Origin of the sequence: Amycolatopsis sp. DSM 110486 (assembly GCF_019468465.1) — a bacterium.
Lineage (GTDB): Bacteria > Actinomycetota > Actinomycetes > Mycobacteriales > Pseudonocardiaceae > Amycolatopsis.
The window spans coordinates 757,463-783,018 of record NZ_CP080519.1 but is presented as its reverse complement, the minus strand read 5'-3'; the positions used below and the strand labels follow the sequence as shown (position 1 = coordinate 783,018).

The 25,556-nt window shown below is 69.7% G+C and carries 23 protein-coding genes; 17 read left to right on the top strand and 6 right to left on the bottom strand.

Translation table 11 applies throughout. The annotated features are described in order from the left end of the window. The first annotated feature begins 49 nt into the window (after positions 1-49). The 6 genes from K1T34_RS03840 (at position 50) to K1T34_RS03815 (ending at position 5,611) form a co-directional block, all read left to right on the top strand. Entirely contained in the window at positions 50-643 is a 594-nt protein-coding gene (locus K1T34_RS03840; RefSeq protein WP_255638287.1) for a TetR/AcrR family transcriptional regulator, read from the top strand. 138 nt (positions 644-781) lie between these two features. Continuing rightward, on the top strand, positions 782-2,170 hold the full coding sequence (gene tig / locus K1T34_RS03835) for a trigger factor (protein ID WP_220242919.1): 1,389 nt from the start codon (positions 782-784) through the stop codon (positions 2,168-2,170). 141 nt (positions 2,171-2,311) lie between these two features. After that, positions 2,312-2,911, top strand: a complete 600-nt coding sequence (locus K1T34_RS03830; RefSeq protein WP_220242918.1) for a ClpP family protease — start codon at positions 2,312-2,314, stop codon at positions 2,909-2,911. Positions 2,912-2,936: 25 nt separating this feature from the next. Next, positions 2,937-3,590, top strand: a complete 654-nt coding sequence (locus K1T34_RS03825) for an ATP-dependent Clp protease proteolytic subunit (protein WP_220242917.1) — start codon at positions 2,937-2,939, stop codon at positions 3,588-3,590. 234 nt (positions 3,591-3,824) lie between these two features. Further along, on the top strand, positions 3,825-5,120 hold the full coding sequence (gene clpX / locus K1T34_RS03820) for an ATP-dependent Clp protease ATP-binding subunit ClpX (protein ID WP_220242916.1): 1,296 nt from the start codon (positions 3,825-3,827) through the stop codon (positions 5,118-5,120). A gap of 77 nt (positions 5,121-5,197) precedes the next feature. After that, the gene (locus K1T34_RS03815) at positions 5,198-5,611 is read left to right on the top strand and encodes a hypothetical protein (RefSeq protein WP_220242915.1); all 414 of its coding nucleotides are present in this window, start codon (positions 5,198-5,200) and stop codon (positions 5,609-5,611) included. A gap of 118 nt (positions 5,612-5,729) precedes the next feature. Here K1T34_RS03815 and K1T34_RS03810 read toward each other — a convergent pair whose 3' ends face one another. Beyond that, on the bottom strand, positions 5,730-6,620 hold the full coding sequence (locus K1T34_RS03810; RefSeq protein WP_255638286.1) for an alpha/beta hydrolase family protein: 891 nt from the start codon (positions 6,618-6,620) through the stop codon (positions 5,730-5,732). A 307-nt stretch (positions 6,621-6,927) separates the two neighbouring features. On the opposite strand from K1T34_RS03810, the gene K1T34_RS03805 reads away from it, so the two are divergent. After that, entirely contained in the window at positions 6,928-8,289 is a 1,362-nt protein-coding gene (locus K1T34_RS03805) for a carotenoid oxygenase family protein (RefSeq protein WP_220242913.1), read from the top strand. A 10-nt stretch (positions 8,290-8,299) separates the two neighbouring features. On the opposite strand, the gene fdhD is transcribed toward K1T34_RS03805, so the two are convergent. After that, positions 8,300-9,124 carry a formate dehydrogenase accessory sulfurtransferase FdhD gene (gene fdhD, locus K1T34_RS03800; RefSeq protein WP_220242912.1) on the bottom strand — a complete coding sequence of 275 codons (825 nt, stop codon included), beginning with the start codon at positions 9,122-9,124 and terminating at the stop codon, positions 8,300-8,302. Between the two features lie 122 nt (positions 9,125-9,246). Between fdhD and K1T34_RS03795 the strand changes: the two genes are divergently transcribed. The 4 genes from K1T34_RS03795 to K1T34_RS03780 all read left to right on the top strand — a co-directional run bounded on the left by K1T34_RS03795 (position 9,247) and on the right by K1T34_RS03780 (position 12,861). Further along, positions 9,247-10,599 carry an OFA family MFS transporter gene (locus K1T34_RS03795; RefSeq protein ID WP_220242911.1) on the top strand — a complete coding sequence of 451 codons (1,353 nt, stop codon included), beginning with the start codon at positions 9,247-9,249 and terminating at the stop codon, positions 10,597-10,599. Further along, a complete protein-coding gene (locus tag K1T34_RS03790; protein ID WP_220242910.1) occupies positions 10,599-10,736 on the top strand; it encodes a hypothetical protein in 138 nt (45 codons plus the stop codon). The genes K1T34_RS03795 and K1T34_RS03790 overlap by 1 nt, the downstream gene beginning before the upstream one ends. Positions 10,737-11,065: 329 nt before the next feature. Continuing rightward, on the top strand, positions 11,066-11,599 hold the full coding sequence (locus K1T34_RS03785) for a transcriptional regulator (protein ID WP_255638285.1): 534 nt from the start codon (positions 11,066-11,068) through the stop codon (positions 11,597-11,599). 8 nt (positions 11,600-11,607) lie between these two features. Continuing rightward, positions 11,608-12,861, top strand: a complete 1,254-nt coding sequence (locus K1T34_RS03780) for an MFS transporter (protein ID WP_220242909.1) — start codon at positions 11,608-11,610, stop codon at positions 12,859-12,861. Here the strand turns inward: K1T34_RS03780 and K1T34_RS03775 are convergent. After that, positions 12,858-13,526: a GntR family transcriptional regulator gene (locus tag K1T34_RS03775; protein WP_220242908.1), complete on the bottom strand. Its 669-nt coding sequence runs from the start codon at positions 13,524-13,526 to the stop codon at positions 12,858-12,860. The two genes, K1T34_RS03780 and K1T34_RS03775, sit on opposite strands and share 4 nt — an antisense overlap. Positions 13,527-13,595: 69 nt before the next feature. Here K1T34_RS03775 and K1T34_RS03770 point away from each other — a divergent pair, with 69 nt between their 5' ends. From K1T34_RS03770 to K1T34_RS03755, 4 genes are all read left to right on the top strand, one after another. Then, on the top strand, positions 13,596-14,012 hold the full coding sequence (locus K1T34_RS03770) for a VOC family protein (protein WP_220242907.1): 417 nt from the start codon (positions 13,596-13,598) through the stop codon (positions 14,010-14,012). After that, positions 14,009-14,752: an SDR family NAD(P)-dependent oxidoreductase gene (locus tag K1T34_RS03765; RefSeq protein WP_220242906.1), complete on the top strand. Its 744-nt coding sequence runs from the start codon at positions 14,009-14,011 to the stop codon at positions 14,750-14,752. The genes K1T34_RS03770 and K1T34_RS03765 overlap by 4 nt, the downstream gene beginning before the upstream one ends. A gap of 69 nt (positions 14,753-14,821) precedes the next feature. Further along, positions 14,822-16,252, top strand: a complete 1,431-nt coding sequence (locus tag K1T34_RS03760; protein ID WP_220242905.1) for an LCP family protein — start codon at positions 14,822-14,824, stop codon at positions 16,250-16,252. A 66-nt stretch (positions 16,253-16,318) separates the two neighbouring features. Beyond that, entirely contained in the window at positions 16,319-16,717 is a 399-nt protein-coding gene (locus K1T34_RS03755; protein WP_220242904.1) for a VanZ family protein, read from the top strand. A gap of 16 nt (positions 16,718-16,733) precedes the next feature. On the opposite strand, the gene K1T34_RS03750 is transcribed toward K1T34_RS03755, so the two are convergent. The 3 genes from K1T34_RS03750 to K1T34_RS03740 form a co-directional block, all read right to left on the bottom strand. Continuing rightward, complete coding sequence (locus K1T34_RS03750; RefSeq protein ID WP_220242903.1) at positions 16,734-19,046, bottom strand: FdhF/YdeP family oxidoreductase; 2,313 nt, start codon at positions 19,044-19,046, stop codon at positions 16,734-16,736. Positions 19,047-19,210: 164 nt separating this feature from the next. Continuing rightward, the gene (locus K1T34_RS03745) at positions 19,211-20,545 is read right to left on the bottom strand and encodes an MFS transporter (RefSeq protein WP_220246978.1); all 1,335 of its coding nucleotides are present in this window, start codon (positions 20,543-20,545) and stop codon (positions 19,211-19,213) included. A gap of 171 nt (positions 20,546-20,716) precedes the next feature. After that, positions 20,717-21,154 (bottom strand): MarR family winged helix-turn-helix transcriptional regulator, encoded by a 438-nt coding sequence (locus tag K1T34_RS03740; RefSeq protein ID WP_220242902.1) that lies wholly within the window; start codon positions 21,152-21,154, stop codon positions 20,717-20,719. A gap of 353 nt (positions 21,155-21,507) precedes the next feature. Here K1T34_RS03740 and K1T34_RS03735 point away from each other — a divergent pair, with 353 nt between their 5' ends. Both K1T34_RS03735 and K1T34_RS03730 read left to right on the top strand, forming a co-directional pair. Then, positions 21,508-22,290, top strand: a complete 783-nt coding sequence (locus K1T34_RS03735; RefSeq protein WP_220242901.1) for a hypothetical protein — start codon at positions 21,508-21,510, stop codon at positions 22,288-22,290. Between the two features lie 5 nt (positions 22,291-22,295). Continuing rightward, positions 22,296-25,532 (top strand): bifunctional cytochrome P450/NADPH--P450 reductase, encoded by a 3,237-nt coding sequence (locus K1T34_RS03730; RefSeq protein WP_220242900.1) that lies wholly within the window; start codon positions 22,296-22,298, stop codon positions 25,530-25,532. Positions 25,533-25,556: the final 24 nt, after the last annotated feature.

Sequence of the window (25,556 nt, the reverse complement as noted above, 5' to 3'; positions counted from 1 at the left end):
GCGTCCTGGTCAGTGGCTGCGCAGGCCGTCGTCGCTACGCTCACTTCCCGTGAAATCCGGTGTCGCCGAGGAGTCCCCGGGGCGCGTGCGCTCGCGGGAGCGGCTGCTCGCGGCAGCGGCCGAGCTGACGAGCGTCGGCGGCTGGGCGAGCCTCACGATGGGCCGGCTCGCGGCCGACCTCGGTGTGAGCCGCCAGACCGTCTACAACGAGGTGGGCTCCAAGGCCGGGCTGGCCGAGGCCCTCGTGCTGCGCGAGACCGACAAGCTCGCCGGCACCGTCGGGCAGATCGTCGCGCGCCACCCGGGCGAAGCGGCCGAGGGCGTCACCGCCGCGTTCTGCCACATCGTGGCGGCCGCGCGCGTGAACCCGCTGCTCAAGACTGTGCTGGGCGGGCAGGACGGCGACGAGCTGCTGTCGCTCATCACCACGCGTTCGCAGGCCGTGCTGGAGCGCGCCGTGACCGCGGTGACGCCCGTGTTGCGGGCGCAGTACCCGGAGCGCGGGTTGTCGGAAGAGGAGTGGTCCGTCTTCGCCGAGACGTTCGTCCGGCTCCTGCTCAGCCACGTAGTGCAGCCCGGCGGGCCGGTCGAGCGGACGGCCACGAGCGTGCGCTGGGTGCTCGGGCGGATGCTCGACCGCTGATCGGGAGGGGTGTCAGGGTGCCCCCGACCAGGTCCGGTGAGGCCAAGGGCCTAGACTCGGCTGTCCCGGTCGGCAGGTGACCGGGGCCGTCCCGAGGGACAGTCCAACCCCCATTGTTTACCGCTCGAGGAGAAGACCTTGAAGAGCACCGTCGAGCAGCTCAGCCCGACGCGAGTCAAGATCAATGTCGAGGTGCCGTTCGACGAGCTCAAGCCGAACTTCGACCGCGCCTACCGCAAGATCGCCGAACAGGTGCGCATCCCGGGCTTCCGGCCCGGCAAGGCGCCCGCTCGCGTCCTGGAAAGCCGGATCGGCCGTGCGCCGGTGCTCGACGAGGTCGTCAACGAAGCCATCCCGGCCAAGTACATCGAGGCCGTTCGCGCCGGTGAGGTCCGCACGCTGGGCCAGCCGGAGTTCGAGGTGACGAAGCTCGAGGACCGCGACGTCCTGGAGTTCAGCGCCGAGGTCGACGTGCGGCCGGAGATCGCGCTGCCCGACCTCGAGGGCCTCGAGGTGAGCGTTGACGACGTCGAGACCACCGACGCGGAGGTCGACGAGCAGCTCGACGAGCTGCGCGCCCGCTTCGGCACCCTGACCGGTGTCGAGCGCCCCGCCGAGAACGGCGACTTCGTGTCCATCGATCTGTCGGCCACGGTCGACGGAACCGCGGTGGAGGAGGCCTCCACCACCGGCCTGTCCTACGAGATCGGCTCCGGCCAGCTCGTGGACGGCATCGACGAGGCCATCGTCGGTGCGAGCGAGGGTGAGACGAAGACCTTCACCACCAAGCTCGTGGCCGGCGAGTTCGCCGGGCAGGACGCCGAGGTCACCGTCACCATGCAGTCGGTCAAGCAGCGCGAGCTGCCGGAGGCCGACGACGAGTTCGCGCAGCTCGCGAGCGAGTTCGACACGATCGACGAGCTGAAGAGCGACCTTCGCGAGCGTCTCGGCCGCGTCAAGAAGATGCAGCAGGGCGTGCAGGCGCGCGACAAGGTCCTCGACATCCTCCTGGAGCGCACCGAGGTGCCGATCCCGGAGAAGGTGCTCGAGGCCGAGATCGAGAACCGCAAGCACGACGCGGTGCACCCGTTCGACCACGACGAGGCGAAGTTCGCCCAGGCGCTCGAGGCCGAAGGCCGTACTCTGGACGAGTTCAACGCCGAAGTCCAGGAGGAGTCGGAGAAGGCGGTGCGCACCCAGCTGCTGCTGGACACCATCGCCGACAACGAGAAGACCTCCGTCAACGACGGCGAGCTCACCGAGCGCATCATGTACCAGGCCCAGCGCTTCGGTGTCAGCCCGGACGAGTACGTGCAGCGGGCCCAGCAGTCGGGCCAGCTGACCGCGATCTACGCCGACGTGCGCCGCGGCAAGGCGCTGGCGTCGGTGGTCCGGGGCACGACTGTGAAGGACGCCTCGGGCGCCGAGGTCGACCTCACCGAGCTGTTCGGTGCCGACGAGGCTGATGCCCCGGCCGGCGACGAGACGCAGGTCACCGAGGAAGCGGCCGCGACCCCTGCGGAGTGACGCTGTAAGCGAACTTGGGCGGTGTCGGGCATTCCGCACCGCCCGAGTTCGTTAGGGTCGGTTGCAAGATCTCAAGCATCTGAACACGACAGCGGTGGCCGACACGACGAAGGGTCACCGCCGGCGAAAAGGCAGGCAGACGTGAAGCAGCACATGCCCGAGGGGCGGACCGGCACCTCCGGACTCACCCTCACCGACTCGGTGTTCGAGCGGTTGCTCCAGGAGCGCATCGTCGTCCTCGGCTCCGAGGTCAACGACGAGATCGCCAACCGGATCACCGCGCAGCTGTTGCTGCTCGACGCGGACGACGGTGAGTCCGACATCCGGTTCTACATCAACTCGCCGGGTGGCTCGGTCACCGCCGGGTTCGCCATCTACGACACCATGCAGCTGATCCGCCCGGACGTCGCCACGTACGCCATGGGCATGGCGGCCTCGATGGGGCAGTTCCTGCTCTCGTCGGGCACGCCGGGCAAGCGGTACGCGCTCCCGCACGCCAGGATCCTGATGCACCAGCCGTCGGCGGGTGTCGGCGGTACCGCGTCCGACATCGCGATCCAGGCGGATCTGTACAACAAGTGGAAGCAGGAGCTCGCCCGCATCACGGCCGAGCAGACCGGGCAGACCACCGAACAGATCGTCAAGGACGGCGACCGCGACCGCTGGTTCACGGCGCAGGAGGCGAAGGAATACGGCTTCGTCGACCACGTGCTGTCGGCCGGCATCACCTCGAACAACTGAGCGCGAAGCACACAGGAGACCTCTCATGAGCAATTACCGGCTCCCGGGTGACTTCCGGGCTCCGCAGACTCCTCAGTCGCGGTACATCCTGCCGTCGTACGTCGAGCGGACGAGCTACGGCGTCAAGGAGTCCAACCCGTACAACAAGCTGTACGAGGAGCGGACGATCTTCCTCGGCGTGCAGGTGGACGACGCGTCGGCCAACGACGTGATGGCCCAGCTGCTGCACCTCGAGCACGAGGACCCGGACCGCGACATCAGCATCTACATCAACTCCCCGGGTGGGTCGTTCACGTCGCTGATGGCGATCTACGACACCATGCAGTACATCCGCCCGGACATCTCCACGGTGTGCCTCGGCCAGGCCGCTTCGGCCGCCGCGGTGCTGCTGGCGGCCGGCACGCCGGGCAAGCGCATGGCGCTGCCCAACGCGCGCGTGCTGATCCACCAGCCGGCCACCGAGGGCACCTACGGGCAGGTCTCGGACCTGGAGATCCAGGCCAACGAGATCCAGCGCGTGCGCCGCCAGATGGAGGTCATCCTGGCGAAGCACACGAACAAGGAGCCCGACCAGATCAGGGCCGACATCGAGCGGGACAAGATCCTGACCGCCGACGAGGCCAAGGCCTACGGCCTGATCGACGAGGTCCTTCCGTACCGGAAGGCCTCCGCCAACTGATCACGGAACCGGTGCGCGTCGAATCGGCGACACGCACCGGTTCTCTGGTCTAGTGTCGACCTCTGACGTGCCTTCTCCTCACCCGGGTGTTCCCGCTCGCGGCTTCGGACGGGTACCGTCAGTGGCAGTGCGTGAAGCTTCGGCCGGTCGGTGTGAAAGCAGTCGGCGCGGGACCGGAGCGGCAAGACAGTGTCAGGTGCGTACCGCGCACCGGAGGGGACGAGGTCAACGGCCATGGCACGGATCGGTGACGGCGGCGACCTGCTGAAGTGTTCTTTCTGCGGGAAGAGCCAAAAGCAGGTGAAGAAGCTCATTGCCGGCCCCGGGGTCTACATCTGCGATGAGTGCATTGACCTCTGCAACGAGATCATCGAAGAGGAACTGGCCGAAGCCGGCGAGGTGAAGCTCGACGAGCTGCCCAAGCCCGCGGACATCCGCGAGTTCCTCGAGCAGTACATCATCGGCCAGGACGACGCGAAGAAGACGCTCGCGGTCGCGGTGTACAACCACTACAAGCGCATCCAGGCCGACGACAAGGCCGGGCCGAAGGACTCCAAGGACGAGCCCGTCGAGCTGGCGAAGTCCAACATCCTGATGCTCGGGCCGACCGGTACCGGCAAGACCTACCTGGCGCAGACGCTCGCGAAGCTGCTGAACGTGCCGTTCGCCATCGCGGACGCCACGGCGCTGACCGAGGCCGGCTACGTGGGCGAGGACGTCGAGAACATCCTCCTCAAGCTGATCCAGGCCGCCGACTACGACGTGAAGCGCGCCGAGACGGGCATCATCTACATCGACGAGGTCGACAAGATCGCCCGCAAGTCGGAGAACCCGTCGATCACGCGCGACGTGTCGGGCGAGGGCGTGCAGCAGGCGCTGCTGAAGATCCTCGAGGGCACCACGGCGTCGGTGCCGCCCCAGGGCGGGCGCAAGCACCCGCACCAGGAGTTCATCCAGATCGACACCACCAACGTGCTGTTCATCGTGGCCGGTGCGTTCGCGGGGCTCGAGAAGATCATCAACGAGCGCGTCGGCAAGCGCGGCCTCGGCTTCGGCGCGGAGATCCGCACCAAGGCCGAGATCGAGGGCAGCGACGTCTTCTCCGAGACGATGCCCGAGGACCTGATCAAGTTCGGCCTGATCCCGGAGTTCATCGGCCGCCTCCCGGTGGTCGCCACGGTGAACCACCTGGACAAGGATTCGCTGGTCTCGATCCTCACGCAGCCGCGCAACGCCCTGGTGAAGCAGTACAAGAAGCTCTTCGAGATGGACAACGTCGAGCTCGAGTTCACCGACGCGGCGCTCGAGGCCATCGCCGACCAGGCCATGCTGCGCGGCACGGGCGCCCGCGGCCTGCGCGCGATCATGGAGGAAGTCCTCCAGCCGGTCATGTACGACATCCCGAGCCGCGACGACGTGGCGAAGGTCGTGATCACCGAGCAGACCGTGCGGGAGAACGTGAACCCCACGATCGTCGCGCGGCAGCCGTCCCGGCGGGCCCGCAGCGAGCGTGGTGAGAAGTCGGCCTGAGCCGTTAGCTGATCGGCTTGAGCCGTTTGCGGGAGTCCGCTGCCAGGCTGTTCGCGGCACGCGCGATAATGGACAGGATGACAACCGTGCCGCTGACCGCAGCCCCAGGGGACAACACCACCGCCTCGGTGTCGGACGAGGATGAGGCCACTTCGCCTCCGCCTGCGTCGACTGATGCGCCGTCGGTGGGCATCGTCGAACTGAGCGAGCGAGTCGTCGCGTCCATCCTGACGCGCTTCCCGTGGCTGTACCGCGCGGGCAACATCATGCTGGCCGTCTTCGCGGTCGTCTGCCTGGTGGCGGTGGGGACGCGGTTGTCGGCGTTGCCGCTGATCCCGTTGCCGTTGTTCGCCTTGGCTTGGTACTTCCTGCGCTTCCTGCGCGTGGCGGAGACCCGTCGGCTGCAACTGCGGTGGGCGCTGCTGACGGCGTTGGCGACGATGGTGGGGTTCTGGTTGATCTCGGTGGTGGCTCGGTGGGTGTCTTCCTGAGGCTCGTGTTGCGCGGCTGAGTGCGGGCGGGCTGGTGACCGGGTTGATCGTGCTGGTGCTGGTGGCGCGGAACTGACTTCAAGGGGGCGTCCGTCGCGCTTGGAGCGTGCCCGCTGCCTCACACCGCGCGCGGCACGTGCTTCCCGACGAAGCTCACCAGGCTCGGCACGACGGAGTGGAAGAACGTGTCGCTGTGGATGCCCTTCGCCGTGTAGCCGACGGCCGGGTGGGTGGCCGCGATGTAGCGGCGGACGCCGGTGATGAAGGAGTCCTCCGTGCCGCACCAGAGGGCCGTGGGGATGCCGCGCAGGGCGGTGAGGTGGCGCAGCGGGTCGAGCGAGGTCCAGTCGGTCTGGCCGGTGAAGATGTGGCGCTTGGCCATCTCGGGCCAGTTCGTGATGAGCGCCGGCGAGATGGCCGCGATGGCCTCCGGCGGTTGACGACGTTCGGCGCGGCGGCGGCCGTAGACCATCGCGCCGAAGCCGCCCATCGAGACGCCGGCGCAGGCGAAGGGCAGGCCGTGCGCGCCGCCGAGGCCGCGGGCCGCGAGCCAGCGCGGGACTTCTTCCAGCAGCATCGCCATGGGGTCGTCGCCGGGGCGGACCTCGTGCCAGTAGTTGTCCCCGCCGTCGACGGCGACGTAGCCGTGCGCGGGCACGGCCTTGCGCGCGACGTCCGTGGCGAGCTGTTTGAGCAGGCCGCTGGGGGCGGCGCTGCGGGCGTTGCCGTGCAGGCCGTGCAGCATGAGGGACATCGGCAGGTCGAGCGGCGGCTTCTTGCTCGGCAGGAAGAGAACGAGGTCGACGTCGCGGCCCCTCGCGGCGGAGTGCACCCGCTCGACGCGCAGCGAACCGACCTGGGTGACCGGTGAGTCGGTGGTGACGCCGAGGACCTGCAACGCCTGACCGAGAGGCGTGAGCCCCGCTGCCGTCGCCGCGGCGAGCCCCGCGACGCCCAGGCCCGCGGCCCCGGCGGCGATCGCGGTGCGACGGCTGACGCGGCCGTTCACGCGGCCTCTGTCCCGGCGACGGCGACGGACGCGCGGCGGGCACTCAGGCTGCCCACGGCGGCCTCGGCCCCGGAAACGGCGCCGCGCATGGCCCGGCGGTCGACCCGTCCGTCCACCTCGGCCTCCGTCCCAGACCACCGCAGGAAACTCCCACCCACCTGGACGCAGCTCACCATCCGCGCGTTGCCTGGCGCCACCGATCATCGTGCAGAGTCCGCGCCCTCGGCGCCAGTCCTGAAAACCCGGCCCTTGCGACCGTTCCATAACTCTGTTATCAATGAATAACACTGTTATGGAAGGATCTCGCATGACCAACAAGTTCCTCGAAGGCAACTTCGCCCCCGTCACCCACGAGCACACCGCCACGCGGCTCGAGGTGACCGGGGAGCTGCCCGACTACCTCGACGGCCGCTACCTGCGCAACGGGCCCAACCCGCTCGCGCGGCAGGACCCCGAGAGCTACCACTGGTTCCTCGGCGACGGCATGGTCCACGGCGTCCGCCTGCGGGGCGGGCGGGCCGAGTGGTACCGGAACCGCTGGATCCGCACGCCGCACGTCGCGGGGTTGCTCGGGGAGGGGCCGGAGGCGCCGAACATGGGCATCGGGGCCAACACGAACGTCATCGGGCACGCCGGGCGCACGCTGGCGCTCATCGAGGGCGGCCTGCCGGCGTATGAGCTCACCGAGGAGCTCGACACCGTCGGCGCGTGCGACTTCGACGGGACGCTGCCGGGCGACTACACGGCCCACCCCAAGCGCGATCCGGGCACGGGCGAGCTGCACGCCGTCACGTACACGTTCGGCCTCGGCAATCGCGTGCGGTACTCGGTCGTCGGCACCGACGGGCGGGCGCGGCGCGTCGTGGACATCGAGGTGACGGGCCGGCCGATGATGCACGATTTCTCGCTCACCGAAAAACACGTCGTCTTCTACGACCTTCCCGTGACCTTCGACGCGAACCAGACGCCGGCCCACGTCGACGTGCCCGACCCGGTCACCGCGCGCTCCGGCCGGGGCGTGAGCTCACTGCCGTACCGCTGGAATCCCGAGTACCCGGCACGCGTCGGCGTGATGCCGCGCGACGGGGACAACGCCGACGTGCGCTGGTTCGACGTCGAGCCGTGCTACGTATTCCACCCGCTCAACGCCTACGACGACGGCGACCGCGTCGTGCTCCACGTCGTACGTCACCCCAAGGTGTTCGACCACGGCGTGCACGGCCCGACCGAAGGCGAGCCGACGTTGGACCGCTGGACCGTCGACCTCACGGCGGGCAAGGTCCTCGAAGAACGGATCGACGAGCACGGGCAGGAGTTCCCGCGCGTCGACGAGCGTCACGTCGGGCGCGCGCACCGCTACGGCTACGCGGTGGCCGTGGACGGGCTCTCGAACCTCACCGGCGCGGTCTACAAGCACGACCTGCGCAACGGAACCGCCCAGCGGCACGGGTTCGGCCCCGGCCGCGTGCCCGGCGAGTTCGTGTTCGTTCCGTCCCGTGTGGACGCTGCCGAGGACGAAGGCGTGCTCATGGGTTTCGTCTTCGACGCGGCCACCCAGCGCAGCGACCTGGCGCTGCTCGACGCGGGAACGCTCGAGCCTGTCGCGGCCGTGCACTTGCCCGACCGCGTGCCCCACGGCTTCCACGGCAACTGGGTGCCGATCGGCTAGACCGAACGGCCTACGTCAGCACCCGCTGATCGCCCGTGTAGAGGTTCATGCTGTCGCCACGCAGGAAACCGATGAGCGTCATCCCATTCTCCTCGGCCAGCTCAGCGGCCAAAGAGGACGGAGCGGACACGGCGGCGAGCAGACCGATCCCGGCCATCGCCGCTTTCTGCACCAGCTCGAACGAGGCACGGCCGGAGACCAGCAGCCCACAGTCGGGCGCGGGGATCCGGCCGGCCTGCAAGGCCCACCCGAGCACCTTGTCCACGGCGTTGTGCCGCCCGACGTCCTCGCGCACGACCTCGAGCTCACCGTCCTGAGTGAACAGTGCGGCCGCGTGCAGCCCGCCGGTGGACTTGAACACCTTCTGCTGTTCCCGCAACGTGTCCGGGAGCTTCACCAGCACGTCGGTCTTCACCTCGAACGGCGAGTCCGCGGGGGAGAAGCGGCTCTTCAGCTTCACGGCGTCGAGCGCGGCCTTGCCGCAGACGCCGCACGAGGATGTGGTGTAGAAGTTGCGCTCCACACCGACGTCCGGAGGTGCCACTCCGGGCGCGAGTGTCACGTCGAGCACGTTGTAGGTGTTGCGGCCCTGGTCGTCGACGCCGTCGCAGTAGCGCGCGGCCGCGATGTCCTCACGGGAGCCGAGCACGCCCTCCGACAACAGGAAGCCGTGGGCCAGCTCGACATCGTGACCCGGAGTGCGCATCGTCACAGCGAGTGCTTTGCCGCCGACGCGGATCTCCAACGGCTCTTCGGCCGCCAGTGAGTCGGGGCGACGACGTTCGCCGGTCGAGGAAATCCTCCGCACCGGCCGTCGCACGGTCACCCTGCCCATCTGTCCACCTTTCAACGGCCTGTGAAGACGTGCGCAGACGATCTACGACACCCAGCCGATGCAACGTCGGGGAATAAGTAATACATTCCCACCATCACCTCACAGTTCGGAGGAGTCTGACGATGGCCCTCGGCTTCCTGGCCCGCTCTCGTATCGTCGCACCGCCTGGCTGGACCCGTTGGCTGGTCCCTCCCGCGGCGTTGTCGATCCATCTCTCGATCGGTCAAGCCTACGCGTGGAGCGTGTTCAAAACTCCGCTCGAGAAGACCATGCACCTCTCGGGCACGGAGTCCGGGCTGCCGTTCCAGTTGGGCATCGTGATGCTCGGCCTCTCGGCCGCGTTCGGCGGCACGCTCGTGGAGAAGAACGGCCCGCGCTGGGCCATGTTCGTGGCGACGATCTGCTTCGGCACCGGCTTCCTCGTGGCGGCGCTCGGCGTGGCCACCGGGCAGTTCTGGCTCGTGGTCGTGGGCTACGGCGGGATCGGCGGCATCGGCCTCGGGATCGGCTACATCTCACCCGTGTCGACGCTGATCAAGTGGTTCCCCGACCGGCCCGGCATGGCCACGGGCATCGCGATCATGGGCTTCGGCGGCGGCGCGCTCATCGCATCGCCGTGGTCCTCGGCGATGCTCGGCTCGGCACCGACCACGAGCGACATCGCGGTCGCGTTCCTGATCCACGGTGTCGTGTACGCGGTGTTCATGACGATGGGCGTGCTGCTCGTGCGAGTGCCGGCCGACGGGTGGAAGCCCGCGGGCTGGGAGCCCAAGGCTCAGGAGACCAAGAAGCTCATCTCCACGCACAACGTCTCGGCCGCCAACGCGCTCAAGACGCCGCAGTTCTGGTGCCTGTGGATCGTGCTGTGCCTCAACGTGACCGCGGGCATCGGCATCCTGGAGAAGGCCGCGCCGATGATCTCGGACTTCTTCAAGGGCACCTCGGCGCCGGTCAGCACGGCGGCCGCCGCCGGTTTCGTCGCGATGCTCTCGCTCACCAACATGCTGGGCCGGTTCGTCTGGTCGTCGGTCTCGGATGCGGTGGGGCGCAAGAACATCTACCGCTTCTACCTCGGCGTCGGCGCGGTGCTGTACCTGGTCATCGCGCTGACCACGAACTCGTCGAAGCTGCTGTTCGTGCTGTGCGCGATGCTGATCCTCTCCTTCTACGGCGGCGGTTTCTCGACGCTGCCGGCGTACCTGAAGGACCTGTTCGGCAACTACCAGGTCGGCGCGATCCACGGCCGGCTGCTCACCGCGTGGTCGGTCGCCGGCGTTCTCGGGCCGCTGATCGTCGACGGCATCGCCGACAGCGAGAAGTCCGCGGGCAAGAGTGGTCCGGACCTCTACGCGACGTCGTTCTACATCATGATCGCGCTGCTCGTGGTCGGCTTCATCGCCAACGAGTTCGTGCGGCCGGTCAAGGCGAAGTTCCACGAGCCCGTGGCGAGCACCCAGGTGGGGAGTGAGGCGTGATGAGCACACCGGACGTGGAAGGCCGCTCGGGCGGGCGCACCTTGCTGCTCGTGGTCGCCTGGCTGTGGGTGCTGGTGCCGTTCGTGTACGGCGTTTACGAGCTGATCCTGAAGGTCATCGATCTGTTCAGCAGCTGATGGCCCGCTGATCGGGATTACCCGGGTCTGCCGAGGAGCGCGACCACCGGTGCACGACGTGCCGGCGGTCGCGCTCTTTTCGTTCCGCCGGCGGCTGCTCGACGGACAGCCGTGATGAGCAACGTCTACTCAGGATCGCCCGGGAACCGTCCGCACATACTGAGGCCCGTGCGACGACCGCAGGTTGTGCCGTGGTTGCCCTGCCACGCTGAAGTTGGCGCCGTGACGCGGGCATGTCCATGGTGTCCCTCGGTGGCCGCGATCATCGTAACGGCTTCGTCCGGAAAGGCGCTGGACAAATGGTCAAGAGTCGTTGACCATTGGCTCTCGTGACTGGGGACGACTACGTTCCGCCCTCCGACAGCGTCGAGGTGCGGACTACCGAACAACTGCGCGCTGTGAACAACCTGGTGCGCCACCGCGTGCTCGCGGTGCTGCGCGACGGCCCCGCGACGATCACGCAGATCGCCGCGCGCTTGGATCTGGCGAAAGGGAGCTCGAGCTACCACGTGCGCGTGCTGGAGCGCGCCGGGCTCATCCACGTGGTCCGCACTCGCAAGGTGCGCGGCGTGGTGGAGCGGTACTACGGGATGGTCGCGCGGACGATCGAGCTGCCGGATCCCGCGCCGGGGCAGCGAGACGTGCTGATGCAGCACGCGATCGACGACCTGGCGACCGCGCCTGACGGGTCGCCGCGGCTGGTGCGGCTGAAGCACCTGCGGCTGAGCGAGGCCCGGTTCGCAGAGTTCGAGCAGCGGCTGGGCGAGCTCCTCGACGAGATGCACGCGGCACGCGAACCCGCCGAGCCCGCGGCGACAATCGCGGTGGCGTTCTTCCGGCCTGGTGAGGGGGCGGCGCGATGACTGCGGTGATGAGTGTCTTTCGCCGTTCGGGTGCGGCGCCCAAGATGCCGCCCGCCTTCGCGCGGCTGTGGACGGCGGCGACGGTATCCGGGTTGGGGGATGGGGCGTACGCGGCGGCGTTGCCGTTGTTCGCCGTGGCGCTGAGCAAAGATCCCGTCGTGATCAGCCTGGTGTCGGTGGCGATGCTGCTGCCGCACCTGGTGGTGGGGCTGGTGGCGGGCGCGCTGGTGGACCGGTGGGACCGGCGGCGCACGATGTGGCTCGCCGATCTGTGGCAGGCGGGGTTGCTGGTGCTCGCGGTCGTGGCGGGGGCGGTCGGGGCGCTGGGGATCCCGGCGTTGCTGATACTGGCGTTCCTGCTCGGCGCGGGGCAGCTGTTCTTCGACGTGGCCTCGCAGGCCTACCTGCCGGATCTGCTCGGGCGCGACCAGACGTTGCTGCGCCGCGCCAATGGACGCCTGCGCGGCGCGTCGACGGCGGCCGGGCAGTTCGCGGGGCCGCCGGTGGGCAGCTTCCTGTTCTCGCTCGCGCGGACGGTGCCGTTCGTGGTCGACGCCGTGTCGTTCGTAGCGAGTGCGCTGCTGATCCGGACGTTGCCGTCGACGCCGGTGCCCGAGCGCGTCGAGGGCCGCAGTGTGTGGGCGGAGGCGCAGGAGGGGTTCCGGTACGTCGTCCGGGACCGGCTGCTGCTCGGCCTGGCGTTGCGGCCGGCGGTCGGCAACCTGGCGTTCGGCGCGGTGGGTGCGGTGCTGGTGTTGTTCGCGCAGGACACCCTGGGCCTGTCCGCCCTCGGCTACGGCTTCCTGCTCGCCGCCGACGCCGTCGGCGGGGTGCTGGGTGCGATGGTCGTCGCGGGACCGCTCGAGAAGCTGCTGGGCACGGGCACGGCGCTCACTCTGACGGCCGTCGTGGAGGGCGGGTCGATCCTCGTCTTCGGGCTCGCGGACAGCCCGTGGCTCGCCGGCGCCATGTTCGCCCTCTGCGGCTGCGGCATGGCGACCACCATGGTGCTCGGCTGGTCGCTGCGCCAGGTGATCGTCCCGGGCCGGCTCATGGGCCGGGTCGCCGCGGCCTCCCGCCTGGTCGCGACGTCGGCCGGCCCCCTCGGCGCGCTGCTGGGCGGCTGGCTCGCCTCGGCGGCGGGCCTGCGCACCCCGTACTTCGCCGCCGCGGCGGTCCTGCTGACGATGACCGTGGTGACGATGAGCATGACCAGCAACGCCAAGGTGAAAGCCGCGTTGGCGTCTACAGTAGACGGTTAGAGCTCCGCCAGCAGCCGGCGCCGCGCGGAGTCCACGTGGTCGGTGGCGACGCGGTCCAGTTCGGCCGCGTCGCCGTCGCGGATGAGGGCCGCCAGTTCGCGGTGTTCGGCGACGACGTGGGAGCGGTACTGCGAGCTGCCCAGGGACACCCGCTGCAGCTGGAACAAGAACACCTGCGAACGCACCGCCTCCCACGCCTCCGTCAGGCGACGGTTGCCCGCGGCGGCGTAGACGCGGTCGTGGAAAGCGATGTCCAGCGCCAGCAACTGGGGGCCGTCCGCGCCGGAGGCGACCGCGGAAGACAGCGCCGCGACGAGGTCGTCCAGCGCGGCCAGAGCGTCCACAGAGGACCGCGCCCGAGCCGTGACCGCGGCCAGGCGGTCGAGGGCCGCGCGCACGGAATACACCTCTTCGACGTCCACCGCGGTTACCTCGACGACCGTGGTCGGGCGGTGCCAGCCGCCGCGGACGAGGCCTTCGCGGGTGAGCAGGGCGAGGCCCTCGCGCACCGAGCCGCGGCTGACCTCCAGCGACGCGGCGAGCTCGACCTCACGCAGGGGCGCGCCGGGTGGGAAGTGGCCGGCGAAGATCGCGTCGCGCACGCGGTCGGCGGCTTCCTCGGCGAGGCCGCGGCGCGCCGCTTTCCGCAACGGTGTGGCGTCCATCGGTCAATGTTGACATTCGGACATGGGCACTTCAAGGTGAGGGAGCCACCGTGAGCCGAAGGAGAGCCCATGCGCCCCGCGTTCCACCTCGCCATCCCGGTCGACGACCTCGCCCGTGCCCGCGCGTTCTACGGCGGGGTGCTGGGGCTGGCGGAGGGCCGGTCGGCGGACGCGTGGGTGGACTGGGACTTCCGCGGCCACCAGGTGGTCACGCACGTGGTGCCCGGCGCGAAAGCCGAGGCCGGTCGCAACCCCGTGGACGGCCACGACGTGCCCGTGCCCCACTTCGGCCTGGTCCTCGACGTCGACTCCTTCCACGAGCTCGCCGGTCGCCTGCGCGGCGCCGGCACGGAGTTCGTGATCGAGCCGTACCAGCGCTTCGCGGGCGAGCCGGGGGAGCAGTGGACGATGTTCCTGCACGACCCGGCCGGCAACGCCCTGGAGTTCAAGGCGTTCCGCGACGAAGCGCAGCTGTTCGCGAAGTGAACGTCCTCGTCACCGGCGGCTCCCGCGGCATCGGCCGCGCGATCGCCCACGCCTTCGCCGCCCGGGGTGACCGGGTGGCCGTCCACTATGGATCGAACGCCGCGGCCGCCGAGGAGACACTGGCCGCGCTCCCGGGCGGCGGCCACGTGCTGATCGGCGGCGACCTCGGCGATCCCGAAGCGGCGCAACGGATCGCGGACACGGCCGAGGAGCAGCTCGGCGGCGTCGACGTGCTCGTGAACAACGCGGCCGTCGGCACCACACCCGAGACGTCGACGCCCGTCGCGACCGTCGGCTACGCGCACTGGCAGGAAGTCTGGCGCCGCACGCTGGATGTCAACCTGATGGGTGCCGCCAACATCTCGTTCCACGTCGCGCGCCACCTCATCGCGCGGAAAGCGCCGGGACGGATCGTGAACGTCGGCTCGCGCGGCGCGTTCCGCGGTGAACCCGAGCACCCCGCGTACGGCGCGAGCAAGGCCGCGCTGCACGCGCTCGGCCAGTCGCTCGCGATCGAGCTGGCGCCGCACGGGATCTCGGTCACGTCGGTGGCGCCCGGGTTCACCGCGACCGAACGCGTCGCGCACCGGATCACCGACGCCGTGCGGGAGCAGAGCCCGTTCGGCCGGGTGGCGGAGCCGGAGGAGATCGCCAACGCGGTCGTCTACCTGGCCTCGGCCGAGGCGACTTGGGCCTCGGGCGCGATCCTCGACCTGAACGGCGCGTCGTACCTGCGCTGAAATGTGAACGCTGAAATGTGAACTGGGTCACGCGTGCAGCAGAACCGGTGCGCGAGGCGTCGGTAGGGCGTGCGGATCGCAGGAAAGATCGTCGTGTCGGTGCTGGCGTTCGTGGTGTTCACCGGCACGGCTTACGGCTACTCCACGTTGAGCTCACTCGACGACGTCAAGCGCAGCAGCGTGATCGACGCCGGCGACGAGCCGGCACCCGGTGAACAGCCGGCCGACGGCTCGCTCGACATCCTGCTGGTCGGCCGCGACTCGCGCACTGACGACCAGGGCAACCCGCTCTCGCCCGACGTGCTGCGTGAACTGCGCGCGGGCGCCAACGGCGACGACCTTACCGACACCCTCATCGTGTTGCGCATCCCCAACGGCACGCAGACGGTGAAGGCCTTCTCGATTCCGCGCGACTCGTACGTGACACTGCCCGGCGGCGACAAGGGCAAGATCAACGCCGCGTACGGACACGGAAAGGCCCTGGAGGTCTCGAAACTGCACGCCGCGGGCGAGACCGACAAGACCAAGATCGAGCAGGAGTCGCTCACCGCCGCGCGCCGCGCCACGCGGCAAGCGGTGGAGGACCTCACAGGCGTGAAGATCGACCACTTCGCCGAGGTCAACCTGCTGAGCTTCTACGACATCAGCAACGCCGTCGGCGGCGTCGAGGTCTGCCTCAACAATGCGACGTCAGACCGCAACTCGGGTGCGAACTTCCCGGCGGGGCCGCAGAAGATCTCGGGCGCGGACGCGCTGGCCTTCGTCCGCCAGCGCGACGGCGTCAAGGGCACCGACTTCGGCCGCATGCGCCGGCAGCAGGTGTTCCTCGCTTCGCTGGCGCACCAGGTGCTTTCGGCCGGCACGCTCGCCAATCCGGGCAGGCTCGGCGCGCTCATCGACGCGGTGAAGAAGTCCGTGGTCCTCGACGATTCCTGGAACCTGCTCGACTTCATCGGGCAGCTGCGCGGCATTTCCGGCGGTGGCATCCAGTTCACGACGATCCCCGTGGTGAACCCCGACTACCGCTACAGCAAAACGAATCCCCGGGCGACGGCGGTGCAGGTGGATCCCGCACAGGTCAAGGCGTTCGCGGCGGGCCTGATCGGCGCACCGCCTGCTTCTCCGGCGAAGCAGGCCGGCTTCGTGGTGGACGTCTCCAACGCGGGCGGCACGAGCGGCCTCGCACAGCGCGTCTCGGATGTGGTGAAGGGCAACGGTTTCACTCCGGGCACCACCGGCAACGCCACCGCGCGCCGCACCTCATTGGTCCGGTACGGCGCCGCGCTGGCCCCCCAGGGCCAGGCGGTGGCGAAGCTCCTGGGGGGCCTCGCCACCGCCGAGTCGCCCGACGTCCCGGCCGGCCACATCGAGGTCACCCTCGGCCAGGTCTACTCCGGCCCGGGCGCGTCCCCCGGCGGCAACCCCACCGGCGGCGGCGCCGGCGCGGGGGGCTCGGGTGACACTCCGATCACGGGCGCGGGGAACAACTGCGTGGACTGACCGGCACCGGACCTGGTCGGCGTGTCGGGGCGGTGGTGCCGCGGAACGGGCTGGTTGACTGGACCGATGCGATCCTGGGCCCGCTGGCTGCTCGCCGCCGCCGTTCTGGTGGTGCTCGCCATCACGCTCCGGCCTGGGCACCTCAGCCCGCCCGAGAACCTCAATCTGGTCCCGTTCGCGGGGATCGTCGACGAGGCCCGCAACGCCAACGGCCGCCTCGGGCTGATCAACAACGCCGGCAATATCGCGTTGTTCGTGCCACTGGGGTTCCTGGCGACCGTGGTCACGCGCCGGAAAGCCGCCGTGATCGCGGCGCTGGCGGGATTCTCGGCAGCGATCGAGATCGTGCAGTACTTCGTGGGCCGCAGCGCCGACGTCGACGACCTGCTGCTGAACACCCTCGGCGCGGCACTCGGCGTGCTGCTCGCCGCCACAGCCCGGTCACGCCGGAAAACCCCCGCGTGACCGGACCGCGGAAGGGTCACGAGTGGTGGTGCGGCTCCAGCCGGACGACGACCGCCTTCGACACCGGCGTGTTCGACTTCTCCGCGACGGAGTCCAGCGGCACCAGCGCGTTGGCCTCCGGGAAGTAGGCCGCCGCGCAGCCGCGAGCGGTCGGGTAGGACACGGCGCGGAAGCGCGGTGCGCGGCGGTCGCCGTCGCGCCACTCCGAGACCAGGTCCACGATCTCGCCGTCGGCGATGCCCAGCTCGGCCAGGTCGTCCGGGTGGACGAAGACCACGCGCCGGCCGTCCTCGATGCCGCGGTAGCGGTCGGACAGGCCGTAGATCGTGGTGTTGTACTGGTCGTGGCTGCGCATCGTCTGCAGCAGCAGCCGGCCCGCCGGCACCTCCGGGTACTCCAGCTCCGACACGGTGAACGTGCCCTTGCCGGTGGCCGTGCCCGTGAACTCGCGGGAGTCACGCGGCGCGTGGGGAAGCACGAACCCGTCGGGCTCGCGTACGCGGCGGTTGTAGTCCTCGCAGCCCGGCACCACACCCGCGATGCGGTCGCGGATCAGGTCGTAGTTCTTCTCGAACGTGCGCCACGGCACGGCGTGGTCGGCGCCCAGCAGCCGCTCGCCCAGCCGGCAGACGATCGCGACCTCGGAGATCAGGTGCTCCGACGCCGGCTTGACCCGGCCGCGCGAGGCGTGCACCTGCGACATCGAGTCCTCGACGGTCACGAACTGCGGTCCCGACTCCTGCACGTCACGCTCGGTGCGCCCGAGTGTCGGCAGGATCAGCGCGGTGGTGCCGTGGACGACGTGCGAACGGTTGAGCTTCGTCGACACGTGCACGGTGAGGGAACACGAGCTCAGCGCCTTCGCCGTGAGGTCGGAGTCGGGCGTCGCGGAGGCGAAGTTGCCGCCCATCGCGAAGAAGACCTTGCCGCGGCCGTCGCGCATCGCGCGGATGGCGTCGACGGTGTCCCAGCCGTGCTCGCGCGGCACGGTGATGCCGAACTCGCGGTCGAGCGCGTCCATGAACGTCTCGGGCATCTTCTCCCAGACGCCCATGGTGCGGTCGCCTTGCACGTTGGAGTGGCCGCGCACCGGGCACAGGCCCGCGCCCGGCTTGCCGATCATGCCGCGCGCCAGCGCGAGGTTCGTGATCTCGGAGATCGTGGGCACCGCGTGCTTGTGCTGCGTGAGCCCCATGGCCCAGCAGTAGATCGTGCGCTCGGACGTGGCGATCATCCGCGCGACGTGCTCGATCTGCGCACGCTGCAGGCCCGTGGCCTTCTCCGTCTCGGCCCAGTCGAGCTCGAGCAGGTTCTTCGCCCAGTCCTCGAACCCGTAGGTCGCGGAATTCACGAACTCCTGGTCGATGATCGTGCCGGGCGCCTCGTCCTCCCACTGCAGCAGCAGGTGGCCCACGGCCTGGAACAGCGCGAGGTCGCCGCCGAGGCGGATCTGCGCGAACTCGTCGGCCAGCGGGGTGCCCTCGCCGACGACACCGCGCACGTTCTGCGGGTTCTTGAACCGCATCAGCCCGGCCTCGGGCAGCGGGTTCACGGCCACGACCTTGGCGCCGTTGCCCTTCGCCGTCTCCAGCGCCGAGAGCATGCGCGGGTGGTTGGTGCCCGGGTTCTGGCCGACGACCACGATCAGATCGGCGTGGTGGATGTCCGCGAGCGACACCGAACCCTTGCCGATGCCGATGCCGGTGGACAGCGCCGAGCCCGACGACTCGTGGCACATGTTCGAGCAGTCCGGCAGGTTGTTCGTGCCGTAGGAGCGCACGAGCAGCTGGTAGAGGAACGCGGCCTCGTTGCTGGTGCGGCCCGAGGTGTAGAACACGGCCTCGTGCGGGCTGGCCAGCCCGTTCAGCTCGCCGGCGACGAGGTCGAACGCAGCGTCCCACGAGATGGGCTCGTAGTGGGTGGCGCCCTCGCGCAGCACGAACGGCTCGGTGACGCGGCCCTGCTGGCCCAGCCAGTAGTCCGTCTTGTCCTGCAGGTCGGAGACCGCGTGGGTGGCGAAGAACTCGCGGTCCACGCGGCGGCGCGTCGCTTCTTCCGCGACGGCCTTCGCGCCGTTCTCGCAGAACTCCGCGAGTTTGCGCTTCTCGCCGTCGGCCTGGAGCGGCTCGGGCCAAGCGCAGCCCGGGCAGTCGAAGCCCGCGCGCTGGTTGAGCAGGCGCAGGGTGAGCGCGGTGCGCGTGGGGCCCATCTGCTCGATGCCGCGCCGGAGCGAGACAGCGACGCCGGGGATGCCGGCCGCGTAGGTCTTCGGCTTGCCCACCTTCAGGTCGGCTTCGTCCACGTCGTGTTTCGGCGCATCACGGTGCATGTGTCCATCGTGCGCTTCGATCATGGATTCCCCGACACGGGGTCTGGTTTTTCACACTTGAAAGATGCTGTTTGACCTGGATACCCACCCGTTCGGCTGAGAGGTTCGACCTTCGGAGTGACGACGGTCACTGATCGTGCCGTCGATCATCTGCGTCGGCGATGTCAGGCGCGCTGCGCCCGTTCGCGGCGTTCGGCCAGCTTCAGCCCGCGGTCGGCGACCGTCACGACCAGAAGCAGCGCGCTGATCACCACGAGCACGGCGCCGAGGTGGTGCAGTCCGGCCGAGTCGGCGCGCACGCCGTAGCACTGGGCGATCACGGTGGAGGCCACGATCGCGCCGAGGTACTGGGCCGTGCGGAACAGCCCGCTCGCGGTGCCCATGGTCTCGGCGGGCGACTCCCGGTAGAGCGTGGTCTGGTTCGCGACGCTGGTCAGGCCCTGGGCCAGGCCGAACACCGCGATCAGCCCGAGCAGCGCGCCCAGCCACGTCGTGTCGCCGACGAACAGCAGCGCGACCGAACCGGCCAGCAGCGCGACGGCGACCACCACCAGTCGTTTGCGGATCCCGGTCGCGCGGCCCGAGAACGCCGCCGCGCACACGGCCACGACCGACATCGGCAGCAGCAGCGCCCCCGCGATCGCGTCGCTGAAGCCGCGGCCTTCCTCGAGCCACTGCACGTAGCCGAACATGATCGCGTAGATCACCATGAAGCTCAGCGCCTGACGCAGGTAGGTGCGCAGGATCGGGGTGTTGGCCGCGAGCATCCGCAGGTCGATGAACGGCACCCGCGTGTGCAGCTCCGCCCACACGAACGCCGCGCCGACGGCGACGGCCGCCGCGAGCAGCCACAGGTCGCCGATGCCCGGCGCCATCAGGTAGCACAGCAGCACCAGCAGGGAGAGCGAGAACAACGCGATGCCGAGCACGTCGATGGGCTTCGGTTTCGTGGCTTCGTCGCGCACCGGCGCGTCCTTGGGGACCCAGAAGATCGCCAGCAGCAGCGAGGCGCCCGCGAGCGGGATGTTCACGGCGAAGATGGCCGGCCAGCCGAAGAGCGTGATCAGCACGCCGCCGAGCGTCGGGCCGATGACCATGATCGTCTGCGAGGAGAGCGAGAGCAGTGACAGCACGCGCGCGGGCACGCCCTGGCCCAGCGTGTCGGCGCGCTTGCGCAGCACGGCCATCGCGGCGGGGAAGCCGGCACAGGTGCCGATGCCGAGCACCGCGCGCACGCCGGTGAGCCACTCGACGGAGAACGGGATCATGCCGGCGATCCCGGCGACGATCACCACGGACGCGCCGCCGAGCAGCACGCGGCGGGCGCCGTAGCGGTCCACGAGCAGGCCGACCACGGGCTGGCCGACGGCGGTGGCGAGGTAGAGGGCGGAGATCAGCCAGGCCGTCTTGCCGGGCCCGGCGCCGAAGCTCTGCCCGATCGGCACCAGCGCGACGGCGATGAGGGTGGAGTTGATGGGGTTCAGCACCGCGCTCGCCACCAGCGGGGTGACGAGTTTGGCACCGAAGTTCGCCGGTGCCTTTCGGGGTGTTGCGGTGGTCGTCACGGATCCTTCGTCCTGGAGATGTCGGGGAATATCGGGTGTCCTCCACGGCGTCCGCGCTGACGTCGGTGTTCGGGTCCCGGCGCTGATGCCGGGCACGCTGGATGATCAGTGCTCGGCGACGCGTTGCAGCAGGGGCAGGGCCTGGCGCACCGTCTCCAACTCTTCGGCGGTCAGCTCGGCCGCGAGCGCGTGGGCGAGCCACTCGTCGCGGTGCTGGCGGATCCCCTGCACGGTCTTCGCGCCGAGCTCGGACACCGACAGCACGGTCCGGCGGCCGTCGGCGGGGTCGCGCGAGCGGGCGAGGTAGCCGAGCGAGTCGAGCGCCGAGAGCGTGGTGGCCATCGACTGCTGCCGCACGTGCTCGGCGGCGGCGAGCTCACCCTGCGTCGCGGGGCCCTCGCGGTAGAGGCGGTTGAGCGCCGCCGACTGCGACGGCGTGAGGCTGTCGGCGTTGTCGACCTGCCGCAGCCGGCGGTGCAGCTGCGCGACGACGCCGCGCAGCCAGCCTGCGGATTCGGCGACGGGAGCGGGTACGGTGGCCATATCCACAGTTTAGGCTGTGTAGTCTGGCCTGTGCATCCCGCGAAGGGGCGACCTTGGCCACACCCCGTGACTTCGGTCTCCGCGGTCCTCGGCCGGGTGCGGACCGGGCAAGTGCGAGGACTCGGGACGAAGCGAACGAAAGCGACCGGAAGCGGTAACGCCTTTTTCAGAAGCGCCATCAGCTGGATCTGATCAGTGTTTTTCACGCCGTTTCAGATGCAATCGTCGCTTGTTGACAACCCTTTGATCCACGCAGGACGATGAGGATCGCGGTGCTGTACTACGGCACCATTTTTTTGAGTCGGCTGATATGCGCGCCATTTCCGGAAGAATGGCGTGGTGGGGAGGCGCCGATGCCTGCTTGGACGCGGATCCGCCGCAGCCGGGCGGACGCGAGGGCTGCCGCGGAGACCGGACGCGGGCCTGGGTATGCGCTGGTCGCGGGCTGGTCGGGGATCCTCTTCGCGGCGTTGTTCACCGTCGCGCTGGTCCTGGTGCACCGGGCGCCGGGACTGACCGTGGCGGACAGCCAGTACGCGAATTTCTACGCCGACGGTGGTTCCGGTGCATTGGTGACCGCCGGCCTGTACATCGTGCCGTTCGCGGGGATCGTCTTCCTGTGGCACATGATGGCCACGCGTGAATTCATCGCCACCCTGCCCGGCACGCAGAACCGGGAAATGCCGCGGGCGCTTCAGTTGGCGTCCGGGGTGGCGTTCATCATCCTGCTGTTCTCGGGGATGGCGCTGACCGGGGCGATCGCGCTGCTGAAGCAGTTCTCAGTGGCGCCGCTACCGCCCGTGTACGTGGCGCGCGCGCTGAGCGCGGCAGGCTACGGGCTGGTGTTCGTCTTCGGTGCCCGCGTCGCCGGCATGTACATGATCACCACGACGACGCTGCTCAACGCCGCAGGTGTGCTGGCGCGCCCGCTGGCGTGGTTCGGCTACCTCTGCGCCGCGACTGTGCTGCTGAGCTGGACCTTCCACCCGATCTTCGCGCTCATCTTCCCCGGCTGGGTCTTCGTCGTCAGCGTCGTGGCGGTGGTCCGGGCCCACCAGGCCAAGGCGCGGACCACGCAGCCGAGCCGGGCCGGCGCCGTGACCTCGCCGGCCGAAGGGCACCTCTCCAAGGAGTGAACGCCATGACCACCAAGACCCCCATCGACGAAATCCCGGGCCCGCGCGCGCTGCCCTTCGTCGGCAACGCCTTCGACATCGACGCCCACAGCCCGTTCGAAAGCCTGATGGGGATGGCCAGGGAGTACGGCCCGATCTTCCGGCTGACCACACCCGGCGGCACGCGGCTGATCTTGTCCGGCGCCGCACTGGTCGAGGAGATCTGCGACGACTCGCGCTTCGACAAGGTGGTCAGCGGTGGTCTCGCGAACGTGCGGCAAACGGCGACCTCCACCGGATTGTTCACGGCCGAGACGGACGATCCGCTGTGGCACCGGGCGCACAACATCCTGATGAAGCCCTTCAGCCTGCAGTCCATGCGCGACTACGTGCCGATGATGCTGGACATCGCAGGCCAGCTGGTCGACAAGTGGGAGCGGCTGAACCCGGACGAGGACGTCGACGTGCCGGCCGACACGACCCGGCTGACGCTCGACACCATCGCGCTGTGCGGGTTCGGCTACCGCTTCAACTCCTTCTACCGCGAAACCCAGCACCCGTTCGTCGCGGCGATGATCCGCACGCTCACCGAGTCGCAGGCGCGGGCCCGCAGGCTGCCCATCCAGACCCGGCTGCGGATCCACGCGCAGCGGCAGCTGGACGAGGACCAGGCCTTCATGAACGACCTGGTCGACAAGCTCATCGCCGAGCGCCGCGCGGAGGGCGAGGCCGGCAAGAAGGACGATCTGCTCGGCCAGATGATCAACGGCGTCGACAAGAAGAGCGGCGAGCGGCTGCCCGACGAGAACATCCGGGCCCAGTGCATCACCTTCCTGATCGCCGGCCACGAGACCACGAGCGGCCTGCTGTCCTTCGCGATCTACTACCTGCTCAAGAACCCCGACGTGCTGGCCCGCGCCCGCGCCGAGGTCGACGAGGTGTTCGGCACCAGCGCCGAACCGACCTACGAGCAGATCCACAAACTGACCTACGTCCGGCAGGTGCTGAGCGAAGCGCTGCGGCTGTGGCCGACCGCGCCCGGGTTCACGCGCACGCCGTTCGAGGAGACCGTGATCGGCGACCGGTACTTGATCGAGCACGGCGTCCCGTTGACCGTGCTCACCCCGATGCTGCACCGCGACCGCAGCGTGTGGGGCGACAACGCCGAGGAGTTCGACCCCGAGCACATGGCTCCCGAACGGCTCGCGGCACTGTCGCCCGACGTCTACAAGCCCTTCGGCACGGGGCAGCGGGCCTGCATCGGCCGGCAGTTCGCCATGCAGGAGGCCGTGCTCGTGCTCGGCATGCTCGTGCAGCGCTTCGACTTCATCGACCACCTGAACTACCAGCTCAAGACCAAGACGACGCTGACCATCAAGCCCGACGAGATGCACATCCAGGTGCGCCCGCGCCCCGGGTTCGTGCTGACCCGGCCCGGCGGTGCCCCCGCGGCACCGGCGAAGTCCGTCTCGGCTGCGCCGGCCCCGCGCGTCGCGCTCGCGCCGGACGCGCACAAGACCCCGCTGCTGGTCGCCTACGGCTCGAACCTCGGTACCGCGGAAGGCATCGCGACGCGGCTCGCCGGCGAGGGGACCGAGCGCGGCTACGCCGTGACCCTCAGTGCGCTCGACGACGTCGCGGACGCGCTGCCTGCCCAGGGCACGGCCGTGATCGTCACGTCGTCCTACAACGGCACGCCGCCGGACAACGCCGGCAAGTTCTGCGACTGGCTGCGCGGGCCCGGCACCGCGAAGGACGCCGCTGCGGGGCTGTCCTACACCGTGTTCGGCTGCGGCAACACCGAATGGGCGGCCACCTACCAAGCGGTGCCGAAGCTGATCGACACCGAGCTGGCCGCGCACGGCGCCACCCGGCTGCACGCCCGGGGCGAGGGCGATGCGAACGGCGACTTCGACGCCCAGTACCGCACCTGGCACCACGGGCTCTGGGCCGACGTGGCCGCGAGCGCCGGCCTGCCCGAGAGCGCGGCCGAGCCGGCCACGACGGGCCCCCGGCTATCGATCACGCTGGTCAACCGCCAGCTGAACAACCCGGTGATCATGTCCTACCAGGCCCAGCCGGCCCTGGTGCGGGTCAACCGCGAGCTCCACGCGCCCGACGGCGGGCGGTCCACCAAGCACATCGAGGTCGCACTGCCCGAGGGCGCCGACTTCCATGCCGGGGACCACCTCGGAGTGCTGCCGCGCAACCACATCGACCCGATCCGCCGGGTGATGCAGCGCTTCCAGCTCGACGGCGGCATGTACGCGACGATCATCCCCAACAGCGGAGACCACACCCACCTGCCCGTCGACGAGTCCGCACCGCTGCTCGGCATCCTCGCGAGCTGCGTCGAGCTGCAGGACGTGGCCACGCGGGCCGGCATCGAGGTGCTCGCCGGCTACACCGAGGACCCCGCCCAGCGCGCCGAGCTCGAGTCGCTGGCCGGGGACGACGAGGCGTCCCAGGCCCGCTACCAGGAGCGGGTCTTCACGCCCCGGCGGTCGCTGCTGGACCTGCTGGAGGAGTTCCCCGCCTGCGCCGTGCCGTTCGGCGTCTACCTCGACCTGCTGCCTCCACTGCGGCCGCGCTACTACTCGATCTCGTCCTCGCCGCTGACCGACGCGAAGGTGGCCAGCATCACCACGGGTGTGCTGCGCGCCCCCGTGCGCGGTGGTGGCGACACCACGTTCTCGGGTGTCTGCTCCAACTACCTGGCGGGCAGCCCCGACGGCAGCACGGTGTTCGTCTTCGTGCGGCGCCCGACGATCGAGTTCCGGCCACCGGACAATCCGCACACCCCGATGATCATGGTCGGGGCCGGGACGGGGCTCGCACCGTTCCGCGGGTTCCTGCAGGAGCGGGCGGCGATGCGCGCCCAGGGCGTGCCGATCGCCGAGTCGTTGCTGTTCTTCGGCTGCCGCAACGCGGACCAGGACTTCCTGTACGCCGACGAGCTGCGCGAATACGACCGCCAAGGCGTCGCCAAGCTGCACGTCGTGTTCTCACGCGCCCCGGTCGACGGGCGCAAGTACGTCCAGCACGAGATCGCGGCAGCGGGCGACGAGGTGTGGCGGCTGCTGCAGGACGGCGCGGCGGTGTTCGTGTGCGGCAACGCGAACACGATGGCGCCGGGCGTCCGAGCGGCCTTCACCAAGTTGTTCGCCGAGAAGACGGGCACCGGCGAGGCCGACGCACAGGCCTGGCTCGCCGGGCTTCGCGCCTCGAACCGGTACGTCGAGGACATCTGGGGCGGCGGCTGAGCGCAGGCCGCACTGGCGGCCGTT

Excerpts from the sequence above, each read along its gene's own strand:
- K1T34_RS03790 (WP_220242910.1), top strand. The coding sequence starts at position 10,599 with ATGAGCACACCGGACGTGGAAGGCCGCTCGGGCGGGCGCACCTTGCTG.
- K1T34_RS03735 (WP_220242901.1), top strand. The coding sequence starts at position 21,508 with ATGCCTGCTTGGACGCGGATCCGCCGCAGCCGGGCGGACGCGAGGGCT.
- K1T34_RS03775 (WP_220242908.1), bottom strand. The coding sequence starts at position 13,526 with ATGGACGCCACACCGTTGCGGAAAGCGGCGCGCCGCGGCCTCGCCGAG.
- K1T34_RS03780 (WP_220242909.1), top strand. The coding sequence starts at position 11,608 with ATGAGTGTCTTTCGCCGTTCGGGTGCGGCGCCCAAGATGCCGCCCGCC.
- K1T34_RS03750 (WP_220242903.1), bottom strand. The coding sequence starts at position 19,046 with ATGCACCGTGATGCGCCGAAACACGACGTGGACGAAGCCGACCTGAAG.
- fdhD (WP_220242912.1), bottom strand. The coding sequence starts at position 9,124 with ATGGGCAGGGTGACCGTGCGACGGCCGGTGCGGAGGATTTCCTCGACC.
- K1T34_RS03815 (WP_220242915.1), top strand. The coding sequence starts at position 5,198 with ATGACAACCGTGCCGCTGACCGCAGCCCCAGGGGACAACACCACCGCC.
- K1T34_RS03795 (WP_220242911.1), top strand. The coding sequence starts at position 9,247 with ATGGCCCTCGGCTTCCTGGCCCGCTCTCGTATCGTCGCACCGCCTGGC.
- K1T34_RS03730 (WP_220242900.1), top strand. The coding sequence starts at position 22,296 with ATGACCACCAAGACCCCCATCGACGAAATCCCGGGCCCGCGCGCGCTG.
- K1T34_RS03825 (WP_220242917.1), top strand. The coding sequence starts at position 2,937 with ATGAGCAATTACCGGCTCCCGGGTGACTTCCGGGCTCCGCAGACTCCT.
- K1T34_RS03770 (WP_220242907.1), top strand. The coding sequence starts at position 13,596 with ATGCGCCCCGCGTTCCACCTCGCCATCCCGGTCGACGACCTCGCCCGT.
- K1T34_RS03755 (WP_220242904.1), top strand. The coding sequence starts at position 16,319 with ATGCGATCCTGGGCCCGCTGGCTGCTCGCCGCCGCCGTTCTGGTGGTG.
- K1T34_RS03805 (WP_220242913.1), top strand. The coding sequence starts at position 6,928 with ATGACCAACAAGTTCCTCGAAGGCAACTTCGCCCCCGTCACCCACGAG.
- clpX (WP_220242916.1), top strand. The coding sequence starts at position 3,825 with ATGGCACGGATCGGTGACGGCGGCGACCTGCTGAAGTGTTCTTTCTGC.
- K1T34_RS03740 (WP_220242902.1), bottom strand. The coding sequence starts at position 21,154 with ATGGCCACCGTACCCGCTCCCGTCGCCGAATCCGCAGGCTGGCTGCGC.